23 protein-coding genes are annotated in these 23,006 nt (G+C 53.8%); 10 read left to right on the forward strand and 13 right to left on the reverse strand.

Going from position 1 to position 23,006, the window contains the following annotated elements:
- Positions 1 to 89 precede the first annotated feature (89 nt).
- The 3 genes from NHM04_RS06375 to NHM04_RS06385 all read right to left on the reverse strand — a co-directional run bounded on the left by NHM04_RS06375 (position 90) and on the right by NHM04_RS06385 (position 4,855).
- Entirely contained in the window at positions 90 to 3,227 is a 3,138-nt protein-coding gene (locus NHM04_RS06375; RefSeq protein WP_254266156.1) for an efflux RND transporter permease subunit, read from the reverse strand.
- A gap of 16 nt (positions 3,228 to 3,243) precedes the next feature.
- Complete coding sequence (locus NHM04_RS06380) at positions 3,244 to 4,293, reverse strand: efflux RND transporter periplasmic adaptor subunit (RefSeq protein WP_254266157.1); 1,050 nt, start codon at positions 4,291 to 4,293, stop codon at positions 3,244 to 3,246.
- Positions 4,294 to 4,501: 208 nt separating this feature from the next.
- The gene (locus tag NHM04_RS06385) at positions 4,502 to 4,855 is read right to left on the reverse strand and encodes a diacylglycerol kinase (RefSeq protein ID WP_305881962.1); all 354 of its coding nucleotides are present in this window, start codon (positions 4,853 to 4,855) and stop codon (positions 4,502 to 4,504) included.
- A gap of 116 nt (positions 4,856 to 4,971) precedes the next feature.
- On the opposite strand from NHM04_RS06385, the gene NHM04_RS06390 reads away from it, so the two are divergent.
- The gene (locus NHM04_RS06390; protein WP_254266159.1) at positions 4,972 to 5,508 is read left to right on the forward strand and encodes a phosphatase PAP2 family protein; all 537 of its coding nucleotides are present in this window, start codon (positions 4,972 to 4,974) and stop codon (positions 5,506 to 5,508) included.
- Positions 5,505 to 6,590 (forward strand): MJ1255/VC2487 family glycosyltransferase, encoded by a 1,086-nt coding sequence (locus tag NHM04_RS06395; RefSeq protein ID WP_254266160.1) that lies wholly within the window; start codon positions 5,505 to 5,507, stop codon positions 6,588 to 6,590. The genes NHM04_RS06390 and NHM04_RS06395 overlap by 4 nt, the downstream gene beginning before the upstream one ends.
- Here NHM04_RS06395 and NHM04_RS06400 read toward each other — a convergent pair.
- The 4 genes from NHM04_RS06400 to rpoE all read right to left on the reverse strand — a co-directional run bounded on the left by NHM04_RS06400 (position 6,566) and on the right by rpoE (position 9,468).
- Entirely contained in the window at positions 6,566 to 7,021 is a 456-nt protein-coding gene (locus NHM04_RS06400) for a SoxR reducing system RseC family protein (protein WP_254266161.1), read from the reverse strand. The genes NHM04_RS06395 and NHM04_RS06400 overlap by 25 nt on opposite strands.
- A 19-nt stretch (positions 7,022 to 7,040) precedes the next feature.
- Complete coding sequence (locus tag NHM04_RS06405) at positions 7,041 to 8,039, reverse strand: MucB/RseB C-terminal domain-containing protein (RefSeq protein WP_254266162.1); 999 nt, start codon at positions 8,037 to 8,039, stop codon at positions 7,041 to 7,043.
- A gap of 3 nt (positions 8,040 to 8,042) precedes the next feature.
- Entirely contained in the window at positions 8,043 to 8,696 is a 654-nt protein-coding gene (locus NHM04_RS06410; RefSeq protein ID WP_254266163.1) for a sigma-E factor negative regulatory protein, read from the reverse strand.
- Between the two features lie 178 nt (positions 8,697 to 8,874).
- Positions 8,875 to 9,468 (reverse strand): RNA polymerase sigma factor RpoE, encoded by a 594-nt coding sequence (rpoE, locus tag NHM04_RS06415; RefSeq protein ID WP_254266164.1) that lies wholly within the window; start codon positions 9,466 to 9,468, stop codon positions 8,875 to 8,877.
- A gap of 274 nt (positions 9,469 to 9,742) precedes the next feature.
- On the opposite strand from rpoE, the gene nadB reads away from it, so the two are divergent.
- Positions 9,743 to 11,362, forward strand: a complete 1,620-nt coding sequence (gene nadB, locus NHM04_RS06420) for an L-aspartate oxidase (RefSeq protein WP_254266165.1) — start codon at positions 9,743 to 9,745, stop codon at positions 11,360 to 11,362.
- Here the strand turns inward: nadB and NHM04_RS06425 are convergent.
- The 4 genes from NHM04_RS06425 to NHM04_RS06440 form a co-directional block, all read right to left on the reverse strand.
- Positions 11,359 to 11,835, reverse strand: coding sequence for a protein YgfX (locus NHM04_RS06425; RefSeq protein WP_371872598.1), 477 nt, complete (start codon positions 11,833 to 11,835; stop codon positions 11,359 to 11,361). The two genes, nadB and NHM04_RS06425, sit on opposite strands and share 4 nt — an antisense overlap.
- Positions 11,804 to 12,016 carry a succinate dehydrogenase assembly factor 2 gene (locus NHM04_RS06430; RefSeq protein ID WP_254266600.1) on the reverse strand — a complete coding sequence of 71 codons (213 nt, stop codon included), beginning with the start codon at positions 12,014 to 12,016 and terminating at the stop codon, positions 11,804 to 11,806. The genes NHM04_RS06425 and NHM04_RS06430 overlap by 32 nt, the downstream gene beginning before the upstream one ends.
- 127 nt (positions 12,017 to 12,143) lie before the next feature.
- Positions 12,144 to 13,541: a DegQ family serine endoprotease gene (locus NHM04_RS06435; protein ID WP_254266167.1), complete on the reverse strand. Its 1,398-nt coding sequence runs from the start codon at positions 13,539 to 13,541 to the stop codon at positions 12,144 to 12,146.
- A gap of 118 nt (positions 13,542 to 13,659) precedes the next feature.
- Positions 13,660 to 14,736, reverse strand: a complete 1,077-nt coding sequence (locus tag NHM04_RS06440) for an OmpA family protein (RefSeq protein ID WP_254266168.1) — start codon at positions 14,734 to 14,736, stop codon at positions 13,660 to 13,662.
- Here NHM04_RS06440 and pyrC point away from each other — a divergent pair.
- Both pyrC and rnt read left to right on the forward strand, forming a co-directional pair.
- Complete coding sequence (pyrC, locus tag NHM04_RS06445; protein WP_254266169.1) at positions 14,689 to 15,717, forward strand: dihydroorotase; 1,029 nt, start codon at positions 14,689 to 14,691, stop codon at positions 15,715 to 15,717. The two genes, NHM04_RS06440 and pyrC, sit on opposite strands and share 48 nt — an antisense overlap.
- A gap of 54 nt (positions 15,718 to 15,771) precedes the next feature.
- Positions 15,772 to 16,383, forward strand: coding sequence for a ribonuclease T (gene rnt / locus NHM04_RS06450; RefSeq protein WP_254266601.1), 612 nt, complete (start codon positions 15,772 to 15,774; stop codon positions 16,381 to 16,383).
- 9 nt (positions 16,384 to 16,392) lie between these two features.
- Here the strand turns inward: rnt and NHM04_RS06455 are convergent, their stop codons facing one another.
- Positions 16,393 to 16,878, reverse strand: coding sequence for a MaoC family dehydratase (locus NHM04_RS06455; protein WP_254266170.1), 486 nt, complete (start codon positions 16,876 to 16,878; stop codon positions 16,393 to 16,395).
- Between the two features lie 149 nt (positions 16,879 to 17,027).
- On the opposite strand from NHM04_RS06455, the gene NHM04_RS06460 reads away from it, so the two are divergent.
- The gene (locus NHM04_RS06460) at positions 17,028 to 17,849 is read left to right on the forward strand and encodes a universal stress protein (RefSeq protein WP_254266171.1); all 822 of its coding nucleotides are present in this window, start codon (positions 17,028 to 17,030) and stop codon (positions 17,847 to 17,849) included.
- 68 nt (positions 17,850 to 17,917) lie between these two features.
- On the opposite strand, the gene NHM04_RS06465 is transcribed toward NHM04_RS06460, so the two are convergent.
- Positions 17,918 to 18,550: an RpiB/LacA/LacB family sugar-phosphate isomerase gene (locus NHM04_RS06465; RefSeq protein ID WP_254266172.1), complete on the reverse strand. Its 633-nt coding sequence runs from the start codon at positions 18,548 to 18,550 to the stop codon at positions 17,918 to 17,920.
- 200 nt (positions 18,551 to 18,750) lie between these two features.
- Between NHM04_RS06465 and nagA the strand changes: the two genes are divergently transcribed.
- The 4 genes from nagA (at position 18,751) to NHM04_RS06485 (ending at position 22,919) form a co-directional block, all read left to right on the forward strand.
- A complete protein-coding gene (gene nagA / locus NHM04_RS06470; RefSeq protein WP_254266173.1) occupies positions 18,751 to 19,902 on the forward strand; it encodes an N-acetylglucosamine-6-phosphate deacetylase in 1,152 nt (383 codons plus the stop codon).
- 14 nt (positions 19,903 to 19,916) lie between these two features.
- On the forward strand, positions 19,917 to 20,708 hold the full coding sequence (nagB, locus tag NHM04_RS06475; RefSeq protein WP_254266174.1) for a glucosamine-6-phosphate deaminase: 792 nt from the start codon (positions 19,917 to 19,919) through the stop codon (positions 20,706 to 20,708).
- A 74-nt stretch (positions 20,709 to 20,782) separates the two neighbouring features.
- Positions 20,783 to 21,988 carry a DUF5009 domain-containing protein gene (locus NHM04_RS06480; protein WP_254266175.1) on the forward strand — a complete coding sequence of 402 codons (1,206 nt, stop codon included), beginning with the start codon at positions 20,783 to 20,785 and terminating at the stop codon, positions 21,986 to 21,988.
- 10 nt (positions 21,989 to 21,998) lie between these two features.
- Positions 21,999 to 22,919: a histone deacetylase family protein gene (locus NHM04_RS06485; RefSeq protein WP_254266176.1), complete on the forward strand. Its 921-nt coding sequence runs from the start codon at positions 21,999 to 22,001 to the stop codon at positions 22,917 to 22,919.
- The last annotated feature ends 87 nt before the right edge of the window (positions 22,920 to 23,006 follow it).

The following is a 23,006-nucleotide window of genomic DNA, read 5'->3' on the forward strand; positions in this document are numbered from 1 at the left end:
CGCTTGGGGCAGCGTCGCCACGTAAGGAACTGTAAAACAGGTATATTAAGGTAAAGCCCCGCAAGGCGGGACTTTATTTGCGTAGGGAACTATCCGGCCGGAGCGTCCTGACCAGACTTAGCGGGACCGCCAAAACGTTCTCGAACATGCTGCACGGCCCAATAAAACAGTGGTACCAGCAAAGTCCCCAGAATTGACGCCGCCACCATGCCTCCGAATACAGTAAAACCCAAAGAGATACGTGAGGCAGCGCCCGCACCACTAGAAAAAACCAAAGGCAGGACACCCAGGACAAAAGACAGTGCGGTCATTAACACAGCGCGAAACCGTAAATGCGCAGCATTATAGGCGGCATTAAAAATACTTTCTCCGGCGCGGCGCTGCTCCATCGCAAACTCAACAATCAAGATCGCGGTTTTAGCGGCCATACCCAACAGCAACACCATACCGATTTGTGCATAGAGGTTATTGGTCAAGCCCGCCAACTGCAGGGTAAAAAATGCTCCAAATAGAGCCAGTGGCGCCGCCATAATTACCGCCAGGGGAATGGTCCAACTCTCATACATAGCCACCAGAAACAAATAGACAAACAAAAAGGCTAACGAAAAAAGCACTGGCACCAAATTGCCTGCATCGATCTCCTGCTTCGATTGTCCCGACCACTGATAGGCAAAGCCATCCGGCAATTGCGTGTTGGCCAAATGTTCCATAGCGGCAATAGCTTGCCCTGAACTGAGCCCAGGTGCAGGGCTACCGGTTATTTTGGCCGAGCGGTACAAGTTGTAATGATTAATACTGACAGGCCCCTGTATCGGCTCGAGTCGTGCCAGCGTCAGTAACGGCACCATTTCGCCTTTGGCATTGCGCACATAATAGTGCTGCAAGTCCTCGGGTTTAAGTCGAAAAGGTCCGTCCGCCTGAATCATTACCCGGTAGGTGCGCGAGTTAAAGCTAAAATCATTGATGTAAACTGACCCCCACTGCGCCTGCAAAGTCGTGAAGATATCGCTGATGGCGATACCCTGCGCTTTGGCTTTGTTGCGATCAATATCGAGAAAATACTGCGGTACATTGGCACGAAAAGTACTGAATACTTGTGCCAGCTGTCCACCGCTATTGGCCGCGTAAACCAAACCGTTCATCGCCTGAGCCAATTCAGCCGGCGAGCGCCCGGCGGTATCTTGCAGCTGAAACTCAAAACCACTGGAAACCCCGAGCCCGGGAATAGGCGGTAAGTTAAAAGGCAGCACGCGCGCTTCGCTGATGTGATTAAACTTTGCGTACAGCTGACCCAGTATGGCTTGTACGCTTAACTCTGGTGCCTCGCGCTGTTCCCAATCGTCAAGAACGACAACGGCAAACCCATTGTTAGAACCCGGACCGGCAAGCACACTGAATCCGGCCACGGTGATAATATCCTGTACCCCGGGCTGATCCAAAGCCAGCTGCGTTACTTTATTTAGCACCAAATCGCTGCGCTGAGTGGAAGCGGCGTCGGGCAGTTGAATATCGACAAACAAGTAACCCTGGTCTTCCTCAGGCACAAAACCGCTCGGCAAGTTGATCAACAGCCAAATCAAGCCGGCCATAATTAGCACCAGAGCCACGCCACCGCGAGCCGAGCGCCTCAGTATACTACCTATTACAAGCTGATAACCTGCGGTGAGTTTGTGGATACCTTTCTCCACCGGCGCCATAAATTTTGCGGGCTTGTTTTCATCGCGTAACAATACCGAACACAGTGCCGGACTCAACGTCAGAGCATTGATTGATGAAATCAACACTGCGCAAGAAATCGTCACTGCAAATTGTTGATAGAGCACTCCGGTAATACCCGGCATAAAACTAACCGGTACAAACACAGCCAACAGCACCAGCGTGGTAGCGACAATTGGTTTTGTCACCTGCTCCATGGATTTCAGCGTGGCCTCACGCACCGAGCACTTATCCTCTTTTAACACGCGTTCGACATTCTCGATCACAATAATCGCATCATCCACCACGATGCCGATGGCCAACACCAAGCCAAACAAAGTAATTAAATTGATGGAATAGCCGAGAGCCTGCATACAGGCAAAGGTGCCGATTAACGATACCGGGATGGCAATAGAGGGAATCAACGTGGCGCGCCAGTTCTGCAAAAACAAAAATACGACGATGATCACCAAAACAACTGCTTGCAATAAGGTAACAGCGACCTCTTTTACCGAACGAGTAATAAAAACTGTCGAGTCAAAAATCAGCTTATACTCCAACCCCTCTGGCAGGTTTTCTCCAAGTACCTGCATTTGTTCTCGCACCCCAGAAGCGACCTCCAGTGCGTTGGCATCCGGCAACTGGTAAATCACCAAAAAGGCTGTATCAACACCACTTAATTGCGCATTAACACCGTAGCTGCGCGAGCCCAGCTCCACCCGCGCGACATCGCGTATGCGCACTACTGCCCCCTGGTCATCAGCGCGCAAAATAATATCGCTAAATTCATCCACCGTTTGCAGACGACCACGAGCCTGAATACTGTATTCAAACACCTGCCCTGCAGGCGCCGGGCTTTGACCCAATTTACCGGCGGCGACAATCACATTTTGCTCGCCCAACGCCTGGGTAATATCGGTTACGGTGATATTCAAAGCGCGCATACGATCGGGGTTGAGCCAAAGACGCATCGCGTAAGACTTATCGCCCATTAAATTAACTTCTGACACACCGGGCACCCGAGCCAAGGGCTCTACCAAAAAGCTGTCGGCGTAGTTGTTAAGGTACAGATCGTCAAAGTGCTCGTAACCCGGTTTAGCAACCAGATTCACCCCCATCAGCATATTGCTGGCCTGCTTGCGCACCGTAACCCCCTGCCGGGTTACTTCTTGTGGAAGTGAAGGAGTAGCGAGGGAGACACGATTTTGCACATCAACTTGCGCCATATCTTCATCGGTACCCGAGGCAAAGGTCACCGTAATGCTGGCAGAGCCATTGTTAGATGCCGTGGATTCTATGTAAATCATATTTTCCACGCCGTTAATCTGTTCTTCCAGTGGTCGCAATACTGCTTCTTCAACAACCTGCGCACTTGCCCCCGGATACACTGCCGATACTTTTACCTTGGGCGGAGCAAGACGCGGGTACAGGTTGACAGGTAAGGTGTTAACAGCGAGCAGCCCTACCAGCGTGATTACGATTGAAATGACAAAAGCAAACTTGGGACGGTATACAAACGTACGGCTGATCATAACCCCAGTCCCCGGCTTATTGGCTTTCGGGACGAATGGCCCCGGTGACTTGATCCACTTGACGCAGTACCGGCTCCACCTCTATGCCTGCGCGCACTTTTTGCAGTCCATCGATAATAATTCTGTCGCCCTGCTGCACACCTTCTTTGACTACCCACATAGGGCCCAAACGGCGGCCCATGCGGACAATGGTTTGCTCTACTTTATTATTCTGATCCAAGCGCAGCACCGAATAACCGCCTTGCCCCGTCTGCACCGCAGCCTGAGGTACCACCGGGAGATTTTCCTTGTCCCTGCCCTCCACCAACAAGGTGACGTACATTCCCGGCACCACTATGCCTTCCGGATTGGGAAATTCGGCCCGCAAACTCACTGCCCCCATGGTGGACTCAATGCGAGTGTCGGCAAAATTTAAAGTACCGGGCTCGGTGTATATCTCGTTGTTCGCCAGGCGCATGGTAATGTCGATGGGAGGGGCTTGACTTAGCTTTCCCTCTCGTTGACGTTGCTGCAAATAGGTTACGTAGGCACTTTCTTCAAATTGGAAATTGACGTAAATCGGGTCCGCTGCGGAAAGCTCTGCCAAAGGCTCACTGGCCGGCCCTACTATGGTGCCTACATCATAACGAGTTTTTCCCATAACACCGTCAAAGGGCGCCGTAATTCTGGTGTAACCCAAGTTGATCGTAGCGGTTTCCAATTGAGATTCGGCCGCTTTTAAGCCGGATTTTGCCTGACTGGCTGCGGCATTGAGTTTGTCCAAGTCCTGCTGGCTTAAAAAGCCTTCGGGTGCCAGCTGTTTGCCACGCGCTAGCTCCTTGGCGGTGCGTTCAACCTCACTGCGCGCTCGTTCTAGATCTGCCTGCGCCCCCTGAACAGCAGCCACATAAGGCGCGTCCTCAATCGCAAAAAGCAGCTGCCCCTGCTTTACACTGGCACCTTCGACAAACCCTCTCTCAAGCAGCTCACCCTCAACCCGCGCGCGTAAATCCACGGTTTTATGTGCCTCGGTGCGTCCCACAAACTCGCGGTAGGTACCCACCGGCTGCTGGACAACCTCATACACGGTAACAGTTGGCTTAACTTGTGGCGCAGCCGGAGGCTCTTTAGAACAAGAGGCTAAGAGCCCCACAACAAAGACGATAAATACGCAAAATTTTACGGCAGCGGGGGTAACCTGCCCTGGTTTAGCTGAACACATAAATCACGTCCTGATGATCAAAGGCGCGAACGCGCCGATAGTCTTAGCAAGTCTAATAGTAGCTTCTGCGCCGTCAACTTCCCAGGAATCGGTGCCAGGCAATAATCCCCCACACCACTGCCAGCAATATCAGGCTCAGCAAAACCACTGCAGAAGCGATATCTTTTGCCCGGCCGGATAACTCGTGAATCTCCGTACCTGTGCGGTCTACCACCGCCTCTACCGCCGAGTTGATCAACTCGGCAATAAGCACCCAAAACAGACTGGAAATAAGCAGCACCAGCTCAATATGGTTGTTCGCGAGCAAAAACGCACAGGGAAAGAGTACAAATGCCAATATCACTTCTTGGCGAAAAGCCGCTTCAAATTTCCACGCGGCACCCAATCCTTGCAAAGAATACCCCAGCGCATGAACTACCCGAGTCATACCTCTCTTGCCTGGCTTCATTTGTCACAACCCCATAAAGAATCTGTCACACAAGCGTCATGCTGTGGTGGTATCTCTTAGCCGTCCCCACTGATAACGCGCAAACGGGTGAAACTATGAATGCTTTTTTGCAGAGAGTCCACCAACTCGATACGCTGGCATTTATGTGGCTGCATGTCACCAAGCGCTTTCCATACCGGCGCACAGTACGCTGGATTTCCCGCTGTGGCGACGGTCCTCTCTACGCCACCATAGCCCTCGCACTCATTGCGTTTGACGTCCCGCAGAGCGAAACTTTTTTGTTTATGGGACTGTGTTGCTACGCTCTGGATGTGAGTCTTTATTTGGTGTTGAAAAATGCCATCAAACGCGATCGGCCGGCAGTGAAAATTGATGTTTTCGAAAGCTGGATTACGCCGTCGGATCAATTCAGCTTTCCCTCAGGTCACACAGCGGCAGCTTTTGTATTTGCCTATTTAATATTGGCATTTTTTCCAGCTTTTGCCCTCGCCGCCTATGTTCTGGCCTGTTTAATTGGCATGTCTCGCGTTTTACTGGGCGTGCACTACCCTTCAGATATAGTCGCAGGCGCTGCTCTCGGAACTGGCTGCGCCATGCTGGGCGGTATTATGTATACAGGATTGATTGGATGAAAATACTTTATGGCGTGCAGGGTACTGGCAATGGTCACCTGACCCGGGCACGCTCTATGGCACGCGCCCTAGCGAATTATGATGTACAGGTAGACTGGCTATTTTCCGGGCGCGAGCGAGCTGATTTTTTTGATATGCAGGCGTTCGGCAACTTCAAGTGCTACCAAGGAATGACCTTGCAGACAAAAAAAGGCAAGGTCAACATGGCGAAAACTATCGCTAAAAGTAACTTACTGCAACTGTATCGCGACATCAAATCTCTGGATATGAGCCAATACGATTTGGTCGTCAGTGATTTCGAGCCAGTATCATCCTGGGCCGCAAGAAGCCAGGGGGTGCGTTCCATCGGCATTTCCCACCAGAATGCATTTTTGTATCCGATTCCCAAGCGCGCCAACAATCTGATTACCGATACGTTTATGCGCTGGTTTGCGCCCACCGACACCCCGGTAGGGGTGCACTGGCACCACTTTGATCAACCGCTGCTGCCGCCGATTGTCGAGCCCTCGGACATCGACAACACCGTTACTGAGAATCAGATTCTAGTGTACCTACCGTTCGCCGATTTAGACGATATTCTTGCGCTGCTGAAACCCCTTACCGGGTACCGCTTCTACGTTTATCACAAGCTCGCAGAAGCCAAAAATATGGGGCATATACAGTTGTGTCCGTTTTCTCGCAGTGGCTTTCAGGCGCACCTGCATTCGAGCGAGGGAGTCATTTCAAGCTCAGGGTTTGAACTGCCTAGCGAAGCCATAGAGCTAGGTAAAAAGCTGTTGGTAGAGCCGGTAATAGGTCAAATGGAGCAACAGTCGAACGCCCTCGCCCTGCAAGCGCTAGGCTACGCCACGACCGCTCACAGATTATCGACAGAGATTATCGCGCGCTGGCTAGAATCGACGCGTCCGAGACCCACACCTTACCCCGATGTCTCCGCAGCGTTAAGCCGTTGGATCGTAAAAGACAAGGCGCAGAATCTCACTTCGCTGAGTAAAAGTTTATGGAGCAAGGTGCCAGGAGTTGTAGATATGCCCGGAGAGGGTATAAGCGAGCAGATTCAGGCGAATTTAACCGGCTGCTGATCATCCAGCAAGACCGGTTGCAAACGACTGTCGTGTCGGGTGACGTAGGCGCGCCAGCGCACCAAAGCGCCCCCGGCTATTAAACCGGCCAGACCCGCCAAAGTGGTTAACCCTTCACCCGCCCCCAGATGATGCACCCCCACCGTGGCAGTTAGAAGACCTAGCAGAGGAACAAAGTAAACCAACATCGAACCATTGGCGACCACCTGTTCGGGAACACCGAGCTCAATGGAATCACCGATCTGGTAATGGGCCGCGTCGCGCCCACCTAAAGACACCCAAATGAAAGTCGTGTGGCCAGCAAACCTCGCCATCAGACTCTGGCCACAACCTTTTTGCGCCGCACAACTACCGCAAGTGGACTTAACAATGGTCTCGACCCACAGGCCATCGGCCTCGACAGCGACAATTTTTCCCGACTCGACTAACATTTCGCAACCCGATCAAGTGTTAGGATTTAGGCTGAAGTGCTTGGCCGATTCGCTCCGCCACGCTGGCGGGCACCTCACCGACCACTGTCAGCTGGTACAGCTGCTGCCCGCTTTTGACACCACCGAGATAAAAGTTGGTAGCGCCTCGCCTCGCCCGCGCTTCTATAGCCACTTCCTGCGCGGCAGGGTCAAGAAACACGGAAAAGGTGGACAGACCATCAGTATACATCAACATCTGAATGTTATTGCGCACCTGGCGCTCACCGGCGAACGCGAACCCTTCGGGAACCCAACCGAGGCGCCAGGAAGCTGGCTCCGCTTTAGCCGTACCTTCACAGTTGGTCATATCCGCAGCGCGCACTCGGTGCGATATTTTCGGCGCACTGGCATTAACGAATGACTCCAGCGGCACTTCTGTTTCCAGCTCGACAAACTGAAACTGCTCCACAGGACGTTGGTTTTCATCCAGCAAGATGGATTTAGTCACCAAACCGGTAGCCCGATCTATGCTAAACACATACCCAAACCGGAAAGGATCGCGGGGCACAATATGTAAGATGGTAGCCTCGCGTCCGGCAATGCGATCGACACCGAGCAGGCGAAAACTGTAGAGTTTTTCCAGCTCAGAGCGCTGTTCCTGCAGGCTGGACGCACGATTGAGCAGCAGTTTTTCCGCTGCCCCTTGGCACCCCAGTGGCTTATTGATAATTGCCTCGCGCTCAGGCCCCTGTAAGTAATACACACGTTGGTACTCAACCCCATCATCCACCCAGTGCTGCAAGCGGAAACTGTCGCTGCCATTGGTATCTTGGTGGGTGAAGATTCCCTGGTAATTCAAGTGTCGCTGCTGCTGGGCAACTTTGGCCAGCAGCTCACTCACGGAGCGAATAGTAGAATCTTCAGAAATCGCAGAAGAACTTGAGGACGAGGCAGGGTCAGCCTCGTCCGAAGGGGATTGCGCCTGCACAACGCTGAGCGGCAAGAGCGTCAGCAACAAGGCGCCGGCAAGCCGACTCATGATTTACTCTTCTTCAATTAACGGGACACGGGCGTGGGGCACGACACCACTGGCACTGTTCACCGCTGCGTGATCTGTGTGTTGCTCCAACAGTTGCTGCAGATAGATACGCACTTTCTCGTTGGATACCTGCACATCGGCGCGACGCGGCTCAACGACCACTTGACGGCGCGGAATCGCCTGATAGCCGGACTGAGCACTGACCGGCCGAGCAGACAATGCCGGAGCGTTAAAGCCCGCGGGTAAAGAAACATCGGCCGGAGCCGGTTGACTGACAGCCGTATCGGCAACCATATCGGCAGCGCCAGTCGGGTCTTGCTGGTAGAACTGCGCTCCCACAATGACCGCGCCAGCCACTGAGGCCGCCACCGCAACGCGACCCAGCCCCACCAGCCAACGAGATTGGCGCGGTGCACTGTGGCTGGGCTCAGCATCCAGCGCCTGACTGATACGACTGGCAAAATCGCTGGGCGCCAGCTGCTCTGGTAATTCCCGACGCGCTGCAGCGCTGATTACTTGATAGCGAGACCACTTCAGCCGCACTTGCTCGTTGCTCGCCGAGGCTTTGAGAATACGAGCCAACTCCAGCTCAGAAGCTTCACTATCAACCGCAGCCGATAGAGATTCGGCTAATTGTTCCTCGAACTTATCTGTCATGCTCGTCGTTACCTTTACCTACAGCGCCTTGCGCTTTCATGGTCTGGCGAATCTGGCATCGTGGCGCATTATAACGTTCGCTAACATAGCGCAGCCGAACCAGAATTACAAAGATTTACAACCGTTGTTCCGGTCTGACACCCCCTGCCGACAAAGGTTCAGCCAGGGTTCAGTTTTTTTAATCGCTGCCAGACAGCAGCGGCTGAATCGATTTATCAATGGCTTCACGGGCGCGAAAAATGCGCGAGCGCACGGTGCCGACGGGGCAGTCCATAATTGCGGCAATATCCTCATAGCTCAGCCCCTCCATCTCACGCAGGGTGACCGCCGAGCGCAAGTCTTCAGGCAAATCGCGAATGGCATTGTCCACCGTCTGCTGAATCTCAGCACACAACAAGTTGCTCTCTGGAGTATCCGCGTCTTTCAGTAAATCTGAACCCGAATAAAACTCGGCTTCATCCACTTCCACATCCGAAGCGGGTGGACGACGCGAGCGCGATACCAGATGGTTCTTGGCGGTGTTAATAGCGATTCGATAAAGCCAAGTGTAAAAAGCACTCTCACCGCGAAATTTATCCAGTGCCCGATAGGCCTTGATAAAGGCCTCCTGGGCGACATCTTGCACCTCGGCTTGATCCCGCACATAGCGACCAATAATGGAGTAAATTTTGTGCTGGTACTTCACCACCAGCAAATCGAAGGCGCGCTTATCACCCTTTTGTACTCTCTCGACCAGTTGCTGATCGGTGTCCGGCGCCGTTTGCGCTGTCATTCGTTTACCCCCAAAACACCCGCCATATCCGGGTGAGTCTCAATTTCCTGCGCCTGCATCCAATGCAAACGGTAACCCATAATCTGTTCAAACGCTTAACATCGGGGCTTATAGCGCCACTTGCAATGGCCCCATAGACCAATATCATCTATGAGAAGTTCCGAGCTAATTATACGCGTTTATAAGCCGCCTTAATCCCCACCACCGCAAAAGGCTCTTAATCCGTCGCTAGCTCTTGCTATACTCCGCCTCTGACAAATTATGAACACGCTCTATGAATCGACATTTTGATCACGATGTACTCATCATCGGCTCGGGTGCCGCTGGATTAACCCTGGCGCTAAGCCTGGCTCAAACCGCGAAAGTCGCCGTTCTAAGCAAAAGCGCCGTCAATACCGGATCGACCTGGTTCGCCCAGGGGGGTATAGCGGCAGTACTGGACGACGACGACTCTATAGAGGCGCACGTCGCCGACACCCTAGTGGCAGGCTCAGGCCTGTGCCATGAGGACGCCGTGCGCTTCACCGTGGAGCGCTCCAAATCCGCCATCAACTGGCTCATTAATCAGGGGGTGGATTTCACGCGCGAACAAAACTCCGACGATTATCATCTAACCCAGGAGGGCGGGCACAGTCATCGGCGGATTATTCACAGCGCTGACGCCACCGGTAAAGCGGTGCACAGCACCTTGATTGAGCAGGTACAACAGCACCCGTCGATCGAGATCTTTGAGCATCACGTGGCTCTCAATTTGATTACCCAGGCAGATGCGGGTTCGCGCAAGTTGCGCTGCACCGGCGCCTACGCTCTCAACCGGGCCGACGATCACGTACACGTCTTCCAAGCAAAAACCGTGGTTTTAGCCACTGGCGGTGCCAGCAAGGTTTACCTGTACACCAGCAATCCCGACAGTGCCTCCGGAGATGGCATTGCCATGGCGTGGCGGGCAGGATGCCGTATCGCTAATATGGAATTTAACCAGTTCCACCCAACCTGCCTCTATCACCCCAAAGCGAAAAGCTTTTTGATGACCGAGGCGTTGCGGGGCGAAGGTGCTTATTTGCGTTTGCCGGACGGCACCCGGTTTATGCCCAAATTTGATGAGCGCGCAGAGCTGGCACCTCGGGATATCGTCGCCCGCGCCATCGACCACGAGATCAAACGCCTGGGGTGCGATTGTGTTTATCTGGATATCTCTCACAAATCCCCTGAGTTCCTCAGTGAGCACTTCCCCACGGTCAAGGCACGCTGCCTGGAGTACGGTATTGATATTACCCGCGATCCGATACCCGTAGTACCAGCGGCTCACTACACCTGTGGCGGCGTAGTGGTCGACAGCAACGGTCAAACGGATCTGGAAAACCTGTACGCGATTGGCGAAACCTCTTTTACCGGTCTGCACGGGGCCAACCGTATGGCATCCAACTCATTGCTCGAATGTATCGTCTACGCCCAATCAGCGGCCGAACATATTGCCTCTCGCTTGACGCGGGTTCCCGCACCGAACAAATCGCCAAACTGGGACGAGTCCAGGGTCACTAATTCCGATGAAGACGTGGTGATTTCGCACAATTGGGACGAGCTGCGCCGATTTATGTGGGACTATGTCGGCATTGTCCGCACCCATAAACGCCTGGAGAGAGCCACGCACCGGATTAAACTGCTGCAGAAAGAAATCGCCGAGTACTACAGCAACTACAAGGTCAGCGGCGATTTAATCGAGCTGCGCAATTTAGCCACGGTGGCCGAATTGATTATCCGCTCGGCCATGGAGCGCAAAGAAAGCCGCGGCTTGCACTACTCTCTGGACCACCCCACCATGAGCGAAGTGGCCCGCGACACTATTTTAGTCCCCACCAACTTTGCCGCTCAGGATATTATCGTCAGCGCCTAGGCCTTGACCTGAGTGACCAGCCAAATCCGCAGGCGCAGGTAATCGGCAGGAGGCAGGCTATCGGGCATTATCAGCAGTGTCAGGCGCCTGCCATTGCGGTAACGCAAGCCCATAGTGACAAGCCAGGGCCATACCCGGGCTTCAGCCTCAAGACTTACCGGCAAAAGAACTCCGTCCGCCTCGGCGAGAGCCCAACCTTTGTGGTCCAACCGCAGGCGTCTGGTGGGCGCTGGACGCAAGCACCAAATGCCGCAGACAAGCTCAGCTGAAAACACAACCACCATCGCAGACCAGTATTCTGGCAATAGCGGAATAAAAGCAATTGAGGTAAGAAAAACAGCGCCGCTAATAATGCCAAGAGCGAAGCGGCGCTGTAGAGACGACGGCAGAATATCGGCGTCCAGATAGAGCCGCCCTGGAAAGTGCCGCGGCAGAGAGGTTTCAGCTGTCTTTAGGCTTACCTGTGTTATCACGGACAATTTGCACAATCCTTTGCAGTTCTGGATCTTCCGGGTCCTGGCGATGCATAAACCAGGCAAACATGTCCTGATCTTCACATTCGAGCAACTTCCAATACCGCTCCTTATCGGCCTGCTCCAGGCTTGGATAGACATTATCCAAAAAAGGCAGCAATACTAAGTCGAGCTCCAGCATCCCTCGGCGGCTGCCCCAAAACAGTCGATTTCTTTCCACTACAGACTCCGGATAGGTAAATACGGCGCCAGTATACAGCTAAGAGCGTGAAGAGGCGACGCGGCGGCCGCCTTCATCACATGCCACATTATTCCGTTACTATACGGATGGTACGGATCATCGGTTGACCGCGGCGATAGAAACGAATCGGCAAAAGCTTGTCCGCAGGCAAACCCGCCGCCAGAGATTCGTAGTCGCTTACGTCGGTCACTTCATCATAGCCTAGCTGTACGATTACATCGCCCGGGCGCAAACCGGTTTCCGCCGCTGGCGAGTTGGGTTCCACCTGACGTACCAGCACGCCGCCGTCTAACTTCCAGCGCTCGCGATAGCGCTGATCGATATTGTCAATTTGCAGCCCCAGCCGGTCTAGACTATTGCCTTTTTTACTCTCGGCTGACTGCGCCACATCATCTTGTACTTCGCGTTCACCGAGAGTGACCTCGAGGGTTTCCTTTTTCCCGCCACGCATTACGGTCAAATCAACTTCAGTGCCGGGTGCTACCCGCCCCACCAGCTGTGGCAGCATACCTGAGTCAATTACCTCTTCGCCGTCAAAACCAATAATAACGTCACTGGGCTTCAGGCCACCTTTTTCCGCCGGGCTGCCGGGCTCAACGTCGTTGACCAGCGCACCCACGGGTTTATCCAGGCCAAACGAAATAGCGAGATCACGATCCACATCGGTAATCATCACCCCTAACCACCCGCGCTCCACGCGGCCACCGTCTTTTAACTGCGCAACCACTTCCTCAGCAACATCGGATGGAATAGAGAAAGACAAACCGTTCGAACCGCCCGAACGACTATAGATTTGCGAGTTAATCCCGACTACTTCGCCATCCATATTAAAAAGTGGGCCGCCGGAGTTGCCTGGGTTAATCGCCACATCGGTTTGAATAAAAGGTACATACTGACTCTGGTTGGCGCCGATGGAGCGGCCCTTGGCGCTGACAATTCCGGCACTGGCGGAATAATCCAGCCCAAAGGGCGAACCAATGGCGACAACCCACTGCCCTACTTTGAGCGAATCGGCTTTGGCAAAGGTTAATTTGGGTAAGTCTTCGGCCTCAATTTTCAACAGCGCTAAATCCGATAGCGGGTCAGCCCCAATGGTTTTGGCAACAAATTCGCGTTTATCGTGCAGGCGAACGTTCACTTCATCGGCGCCGTCGATTACATGGTTGTTGGTGACAATGTAGCCGTCTTCACTGATGATAAAGCCAGAGCCCATAGAACCCGATTGACGCTCTTGCGGCGAAGGCTGGGGAAACCAGGGCGGAAGGTCGTGCTGATCAAAAGGCGACTGACCGAAGGGCGACGCCTGGGTGGTAATCGTCCTGCTGGTGGTGATTTTCACCACTGCCGGTGCGTTTTTTTCAATAAGGTCGGTAAATTCCGGCAGCGCCGCCGCGCGTGCCGCAACCCCCACCAAAAGCAAACATGTAGCCAAAAACACTTTATAAACCAACACTCTGTGCTGCATGTAAACACTACCTCTGTATCGTTAAAGCCAAGCGCAGCATTTTATTAAAGGGCCGCGCAAAAGTGGCAATTTGGACACAGACAAACCGCAAAAATTCCGGCTGAGAAACATTTTCAGTTTAATTTTTAAGGCTTGAGCTCGCCACAGTGCTGGCAGGCGGTTCGAAACGATCCACACGAATCGTCACCCGACGGTTCTCTGCCCGCCCTGCCTCACTGCGGTTGGAAGCAATCGGGTAGCGCTCACCATGCCAGCGCACCTGGAGCATATCCTCGTGAATGCCACGCTGCTGCAGATAGTTAACCACAAACTCCGCGCGGCGCTGTGACAGCTCCAGATTATCAGCGCGCAAACCCGAGCCATCGGTATGGCCATCAATCACGATAGAGGTCACATAGGGGTCGGCCAGCACATAGCGAACCAGGTTATCCAGCAATTCACGCTCCTCATCCATAAACTCTTCGGAGGCGCCGGCAAAGTGCACCGTGCTGCGATGGATCTGATCGTAATTGACAGGCAACAGTGAGCCCAAACAGCGTTGAAACTCGTTGAGTGCGCCGCGAAAGCCCAAAGGCTCAATCACAATATCGGTAAATTCATGCTCACCGCGTGCCGCCCAGGGCTCGGCTCGCAACAGCAACTGATTGCCCTCGCGCAGCTGCTCCAACAACAATTGCGACTCACGCCAATCGTGCATCACCGGCTGGTTTGACTCGACAACCTGAGCTTGGGTCAATAATTGATGCTGGCCAAATGCGCGCCACGCCGGGGTAAGTGAATACCATTGCGCACCACCAGGTGCCAACTGACGGTTTACTTCGGCCAGATAAAAGCGCTGCTGCTCACCGGCGCGGTGCAAAAACACGGCGCGTCCCCACTGGGGCACCTGCTGGTAAAGCGTGCAGGCGAATACACTGGTGTTGGTCTCCCAGCGGGTAGTTTCCATAGGGCCAGAATAGCTCGCAGCAAAACCTGCTGGCGACCACAGCGGGGCGCAACACATCACGAGCGAAGCAATTGCCAATAAACGAACAGCTAAGTACATAGCAACCTCAAGGGATATTTCACTCAGGGTATCGGCCCGATACGGCTGCGCTTTAACGGCAATTTTGCTAGGATGCGAGCCTTTACCAGACAGCGACGAACCATGAGCCGAGAAATTACCCTCACCCGCCCTGACGACTGGCACATTCATCTGCGCGACGGCGACTCCTTAGCGCGCACCGTGGCCGATGCCGAACGTCAGTTCCAGCGCACTATCGTGATGCCCAACCTGGTACCACCGGTGCTCAACGCCGCCCAGGCGCAGGCCTACCGCGAGCGAATTCTCGCCCACAGCAAAGGCGGATTTGAGCCGTTGATGGTGCTCTATTTAACCGATAACACCACGGCTGCCGATATTCGCGCTGCAAAAGCCGCGGGGGTGGTGGCCTGCAAACTCTACCCTGCTGGGGCTACCACCAACTCCGACTCTGGGGTCACCAACATCGCCAATATCCGCGCAACCCTCGAGGCCATGCAGCAAGAGGGCCTGCTGTTTTTAGTGCACGGTGAGGTCACCGACACGGCGATTGATATTTTTGATCGCGAAAAAGTGTTTCTGGAAACCGTACTCGCTCCGGTGGTGCGCGACTTTCCCGCGTTGAAAATAGTGCTGGAGCATATCACCACCGCGGAGGCCGCTGAGTTTGTGCGCAGCGCACCAGAGAATGTGGGCGCCACAATTACTGCACACCACTTGCTCTACAACCGCAACCATATGCTGGTGGGTGGCATTAAGCCGCACTACTACTGCCTGCCAATTTTAAAGCGCAACACTCACCAGCAAGCGTTAATAGAAGCGGCAACCAGCGGCAATCGCAAATTCTTCTTGGGCACCGATTCTGCGCCCCATGCCAAAAGCAAAAAGGAAGCAGCTTGCGGCTGTGCCGGTAGCTACACCGCCTACAGCGCTATCGAGCTCTATGCGGAGGCCTTTGACCGCGCGGGTAAACTGGACAAGCTAGAAGGGTTTGCTAGCCACTTTGGCGCCGACTTTTACGGCCTGCCGCGGAACACCGCTAGGATTACCCTGAGCAACACCCCCTGGCAACTGCCCGAAACACTGCCCTATCTCGACGAAACTATTGTGCCCCTGTGCGCCGGCGAAACCATCAACTGGCAAATCAAGGCTTAAGGATTGTTTGTGAAGCCCCAGCCCCCCGAGTTTGAAAAAGACAATGCCTCACCCATGGCCCAGCGCTTTCGCGGCTTTTTGCCCGTGGTGGTGGACGTGGAAACCGGTGGCTTTAACAGCGCCCGCGACGCTCTGCTTGAAGTTGCCGCCGTAACTCTAACCATGGACAGCGACGGCTCGGTGCGTCCGGACCAGACCCTGGCCTTTCATATCGAACCCTTTGAAGGCGCCAATATTGAACAGTCCGCGCTGGATTTTACCGGTATTGATTTGGAAAGCAGCGACCGCATGGCGGACCCAGAGCCCATGGCAATGACCGAGCTGTTGCAGGGTATTCGCCGCGCGGTGCGCAACAATGGCTGTACCCGCGCGGTCATGGTGGGCCACAACGCCCACTTTGACCTAGGGTTTGTAAACGCCGCTATCGAGCGCTGCGAGATTAAACGTAACCCTTTTCACCCCTTCTCCTGCTTCGATACCGCGACCTTGTCAGGCCTGGCTTTTGGCCACACGGTACTGGCCAAAACTTGTCAGATTGCCGGTATTGAATTTTCCAATAGCGCCGCGCATTCGGCCGCTTACGATGCGGAAAAAACCGCTGAGCTGTTTTGCCTGATTGTTAATCGCTGGCAGGAGTTGGGCGGCTGGCCACCGCCGTTGGCTTAAAGGCGGCAGTTATTGAGCTTCGCGGCTGACACTAACCTGCGGTAATTTTGGCGCAGGCACGGCGCCCCCCTCGGCGGGCGCTATTACCTCGGCCTCCCCCTTGGCCAACAATACGCCATCCTGGTTATGAACACCACAGGCGATGGTAACCAAGCGCACGCGCGCTTTAAGTCCGGTAATGGTTAGCGTCACCGTGGCGGTATCACCTATCTTAATTGGCTGTTTAAACTGCAGTGATTGGGCACGGTAAACCGAACCCGGCCCCGGCAGGCGGGTGGCAATAGCCGCCGACACCAAGGCTCCCAACCACATGCCGTGGCCGATGGGCTCACCGAAGGGTGTGGTGGCCGCATAATCGGCATCGAGGTGCACCGGATTTACATCGCCACTGGTAGCGGCAAACAAGGCGATATCATCAGCGGTCAGAGTCTTACTGTAGTCGACTTGCTGATCCACTGATAAGTCACTGAAGGCGATTGCGTGTAACTGGCTCATGAGGATACTTGCTCTTTGTCAAAAAAGCGCCATTGTAACCTTTTAAGCGCAACATCACGCTACCCACGGGCGCGGCAAGTTGCTATGCTTGGCGGCTCATAATAGAGAGCCACGGCTCATTAACTTTACAGGGATACGCAGGAGAACCCATGTCCAAACAACAGAAGATGTTTGTCGTTGTGGACCCGAACGACGAACAACATGTCGCTCTGGAACGCGTAAAAATGACCTCACAACTGCAAGAGGTCAAACCATTTGTGCACGTCTTTGTCGCCGTCGATGGCGATGCGGTAGACACCCGCGCCTACAATGCCAATCTGGTGCGCGACCAGAGCTGGTTCGAAGAGAAAATTCGCAAGGTTCTAACCGAAGCCGGCGTTGAACACCTGATTGAGGTTTCCTGGTCATCCGAGTGGCAAGAGTCCATCATGCAGTCAGCCAAACGCGCCAATGCCGACCTGATCTACTTGCCGGTGCACGCGCAAACCGCCAGCAGTCGCCGCTTCCTGTTTACTGAATCCAAGTGGGAGCTGTTAAAAGGTGCTTACTGCCCCGTGGTTTTGATTCGCCCAGGTGCTCGCGACCAACGCAAAACTGTATTGGCAGCGGTTAACTTTCAGGCCACCCGCGATGTGCAAATCGAGCTGAACGACAAAATTCTCGCCAGCGCCCGCTATATTGCCGACGTTTACGGCGCGGATTTACACGTGGTGAACGGCTATATGGACTCCATGAGCTACCCGGATCGCGGCCGCTTGGTTAACGAAACCGGCCTGAGCGCGGACCATATTCATGTGGATCACGGCTACACTTCCGACGTTGTCTCTAAAATTGCCGAAGACATTAACGCCGATTTGGTGGTCATGGGTACTCTGGGTCAAAACGGCATGACTAAGACGCGCCGCGGCAACACCGCCGAGCGTTTGATCGATGCCCTGGACACCGATGTGATGGTGATCAACCACGGTTAAGCCTCACAAACACCCACAAAAAAGCCCGGCATGTAAGAACATGCCGGGCTTTTTTATTCGCGCAAGGCTTAGATAAAGCTGCGCACAAACGCCTCAATTTCGGCGTCCTGACAACCATCAAAGAAACACTGCTGGAAACGCTCGCCGCCCACAGCCTGCTTCACCAACTCTGGATCCAGGGCCTTCAAGCCATCCAGGTAACTCTTGGCAGTCGCCTCTTTTACCCCGTTTAAAATACCGGCATTGGCAACCTGAGACTCGCGGCGCTCTGGCGGATAGCCCTGCCCGGTCACACCGGAAAAGGCCTTTTCAAAAATATAGCGAACATTCAGCTCTGCGCCCCAACCAAACCCCTTGGCAAAAGGCAGAGCCAGCGCATTACCGTTATTGATTTGCGCAAACAAGTAGGCATCGGCCGGATCAATGCAATAACCACAGCACACGCCCGGGTAGGCGTTAAGTGACATAAGCGCGCCCTGGCCGGTGCCGCAACCGCTCACGACAAAGTCCACCGCCTTGGAGTTCAGCAGCAAGCTGGCGATAATCCCCAGGTGGATATAGGTGAGACGGTGATCATCGTCGCCATCCATACCCACATTAAAAACCTCATGGTTTTGCTCGGCGCCCACCGCCTTAAGTTCTTGCAGGATAATGGGGTTTTTGCCCGCCTGACTAAATTCGTTCATCAACGCAATTTTCATAACAGCTCTCTCACGCTATTGAATGGAAGTGACTATCTGGAAAAATAGGCCCACACCATACCTGCCCGCCCCCATCTGGTCAACCATTTTGGCCTTACCAAAAATACTAACGCTGCTTAGCGGTGATCTCATTTGATTGCAAATTCGCCAGACTCGGCCGATAATAATACCCAAGCGAACAAAAGCACAGGTTATACGCAATGAAACAAGCCTTGATGGGCGCCCGTATTTTTACCGGTGACCGGTTTATTGACAATCAGGCCCTGATTATCAGCGGCTCTGAAATTTTTGCTTTACTCGAAAATGACAACGTTGTCCTGAAGCATCCGGACGCCGAGATCGTACAGCTTAACGGCGGAATACTCGCCCCGGGCTTTATCGATCTGCAGGTCAATGGCGGCGGCGGCGCCTTTTTTACCAACGATACCAGTGTTGGCGCGCTTCAGACTATGTTAGACGGCCACCGCCCAACCGGCACCACTGGCATGTTACCCACCCTGATCAGCGACACCCGGCAAACCCACCAAGCGGGCGTTAAAGCCGTCAGCGACGCCCTGGCGCAAAACATGGCCGGTATTCTTGGAATTCATATCGAGGGACCATTTTTCGATATGGATAAACGCGGCGCCCACAATGCCAAGTATATTCGCGAAATCGAAGGCGAAGACCTCAATTGGCTTACGCACATTAGCGATGCCAAGGTGATGCTCACGCTGGCCCCAGAACACGCCAACCCAGGTCAGATTCGCCAGCTGGTTGAGGCCGGGGTGATTGTCTGCGCCGGCCACACCAATGCCCATTACGATGATGTACTGCAGGCAGTAGAGGAAGGTTTGTCTGGCTTTACTCACTTGTACAACGCCATGCGCCCGCAAACCGGCCGCGAGCCCGGGGTGGTAGGTGCGGCGCTGGATACCGACACCACTTGGTGCGGCATTATTTGCGACAACCACCATGTTCATCCGGCCTCTGTGCGCACGGCGATCAACGCCAAACCCAAAGGTAAGGTTTATCTGGTGACCGATGCTATGTCCACGGTCGGCAGCGAGCAAAAGTCTTTCACTATTTACGGCGAAGAAATCTTTGAAAAAGACGGCGCTCTGGTTAACGCCGAAGGACGTCTTGCCGGCAGCGCTATTGGCATGATCGACGCGGTTCGCATTAGCCATCAGGACGTTGGTCTGAGCTTAGAAGAATGCCTGCGCATGGCGTCGCTCTACCCGGCAGAATATCTGCAACTGCACCACCAGCTTGGTCGTATCGAGCAGAATTATCGCGCTGACTTAGTTCACTTTACTCACGATTTTTCAGTCACCGCTACCTGGGTAGCTGGCGATTTCAAACAACACTAATTTTCGGAGCAATAATGAAAGTCGTTATCTTAAAAGATGCCGCTGAAGTCGCCGCCTACGGGGCGCAAATTTTTAATAAGCAATTGCATAAAAAGCCCGATTCAGTGCTGGGTCTGGCCACAGGCTCTACCCCGGTTGCCCTGTACAATGAACTCATCGAGCTGGTGAACAAAGGCGAGCTGAGCTTTAAACAAGCCAAAACGTTTAATCTTGACGAGTATCTGGGTCTAGCGGGCGAACACCCGCAAAGCTACCGCTTTTTTATGAACGATAAACTGTTCAACCATGTGGATATCGACAAAGCCAACACCCATGTCCCACCTGGCAATGCCTCCGACCCAGTGGCCGCATGCGAAGAATATGAAGAAGCCATTAACACAGCTGGCGGCATTGATATCCAACTGCTCGGTATCGGTCGCAATGGACATATTGGTTTCAACGAGCCTTCGAGCTCGCTGGCCTCTCGCACCCGCGTCAAAACCTTAACCAAGGCCACCATCGACGACAACGCGCGCTTTTTTAGCGAAGGCGAGTACCAGCCGCACCTTTCCATCACCATGGGTATCGGGACAATTTTAGAATCGAAAAAAGTTGTTCTACTGGCGACGGGTGCGGCCAAAGCCGAGGCTATCAAAGCTACCGTTGAGGGCCCACTGACCGCTGCGTGTCCAGCCTCGGCGCTGCAGCTACACAAAGATGCCGTGCTGATCATCGACGAGCAAGCCGCCAGCAGCTTAAGCGACCCTGAATTTTTTAAGCATATCGAGCGTGAAAACCAACAGCTGGAAAAGCAGCTGGGGCACTAAACGACTACTCCAATATACAGCGCAGCGGTTCATTTACCGCTGCGCTGCCACAATAACAACAATCAAGGCTCAACATGACTCAACTTTCTATTGCTGCGCAGCGTGTGCTGTCCATCGATGTGTTTCGCGGCATTACTATCCTTACCATGGTGTTCGTTAACGAACTGGCCGGCGTACATAACATACCCTCCTGGATGAAACACCTGCCCGCCGATGTCGATGGCATGACCTTCGTTGATTTAGTGTTTTCGGCATTCTTATTTATCGTCGGCATGTCTTTGCCTTTTGCCACGGCCGCACGACTGAAAAAAGGCGATAACCTGAAGCAAGTCTTTGCTCATGTACTCATTCGCAGCCTAAGCCTGATTGTGATCGGCGTATTTATGGTAAACACCATAAGCGGCTTCGACGAAGCGGCTATGCTGTTGCCGATGGATTTATGGGTGCTGTTGATGTACGCCGCCGTATTATTAATTTGGTGCTCTTACCCGAGGCGATGGCCAGCCCTTGGCAGCTTAGCCCCAAAATTGTTTGGCGCCTCCATGTTGTTGGTTCTGTGGTATTTGTACCGGGGCAATAACGGTCAGGGCATGACCACCCAGTGGTGGGGCATTTTAGGATTAATCGGCTGGGCCTACTTAATGGCCAGTATTGTCTATTTACTGTCTCTAAACATGCACCACGCAGGCACACATCTGGCCTTTATTATTATCGGTGCGCTGGCGCTGTTCGCACTGTATTTTGGTTTTGCCGCTATACAAGCCGAGGCGGGATCGGCGCTCGCCATTGTGCAAGAGAACAACCGCAACAATACTCATGCCGCCATTGTGTTGGCAGGCGCTGCGTTATCGACTCTTTTCTACAATACCCAGCTGGCACCTGGCAAAGCCCTTAATGGCACTGTGTTTGTCGCACTCAGTGGCATTCTTGCAGTGCTGATTTGGCAGGTATCCCCCATTTCCAAGATTTGGGCGACCCCGAGCTGGGGAATGTTCAGTATATTTTTCTGCAGCCTGATTTTTTGTCTAACCTATTGGCTGGTTGATGCGCGCGGCTACACTCGTTGGTGCCAATTTTTTGCCCCGGCGGCGGCCAACCCGCTGCTGGTCTACATTCTGCCGTATATCCTGATCGCCGCGTTCGGACTTGCAGGTATTCATTACCGGCCGGCCCTGTTCGGTTCGGGCATGGCGGGAGTGCTCTGGTCGGTCGGATTTGCTCTGGTCATTATGTGGATTGGTGCGTTTTTAAGTAGACTGGGAGTCAAGTTGAAACTCTAGGCGCAAGCTCATGATCATTATCAGCCACCCGAGCTGTCTGCAACACTTATCCCCCGCCGGGCACCCCGAGTGCCCGGAACGCATCGAGGCGATTCGCAATCAGTTAATCGCCAGCGGCCTGGATTTTGTCATCAGCGAGCGCGATGCCCTGCCCGCTACCGATGCCCAACTGCAAGCAGTTCACGATGCCGATTACTTGGCAAACCTTGAAGATTTGCCACCGGCCAGTGGTGTGCGAACCTTTGCCGACGATATCTGGATGAGCCCGGCGACCCTAACCGCCGCCCGCCACGCCGCAGGCTCTGGCCCCCAGGCAGTGGATTTAATCATGCAGGGAGTGAGCAAGACTGTGTTTTGCAATGTACGCCCCCCCGGCCACCACGCCGAGCGCGCCCGGGCGATGGGCTTTTGCCTTTACAACAATATCGCTATCGCGGCGCGCTATGCACTGGATGAGGCCAAATTAGACCGGGTTGCTATTCTCGATTTTGACGTACACCACGGCAACGGCACACAGGATATTTTTCTGGATGAACCCCGGGTGCTTTTTTGCTCGACCTTTCAGCATCCTTTTTATCCTAACACTCCAACTCAAACTGACCGCGCGCACATCGTTAATGTGCCTCTGCCGGCAACGACAAAAGGCCCCGAGTTTCGCGATGCAGTCGAGCGGCATTGGCTACCTGCACTAGAAGACTTCGCGCCGCAGATGCTGTTTATTTCGGCGGGGTTTGATGCGCATTTACAGGACGATATGTCATCGGTGAGTTTGCTGGAGCAGGATTACCAATGGGTTAGTACCGCATTGCGCAATTACCTGGACACTCACGACGAGTGCAAAGGTATAGTCTCAATGCTGGAGGGCGGTTACGACTTGCCCGCTTTGGGGCGCAGCGTAGTAGCCCACGTAAAAGCACTGGCGAAACTCTAATTTCTGCACTCTATTTTCTAAGCTCTGCAACGATTGTTCCCCGACGTGTAAAGCCTACAAAGCGGCTTGCTGGGCGCGGCTTGCGGC

Source organism: Gilvimarinus sp. DA14, from assembly GCF_024204685.1.
Classification (GTDB): domain Bacteria; phylum Pseudomonadota; class Gammaproteobacteria; order Pseudomonadales; family Cellvibrionaceae; genus Gilvimarinus.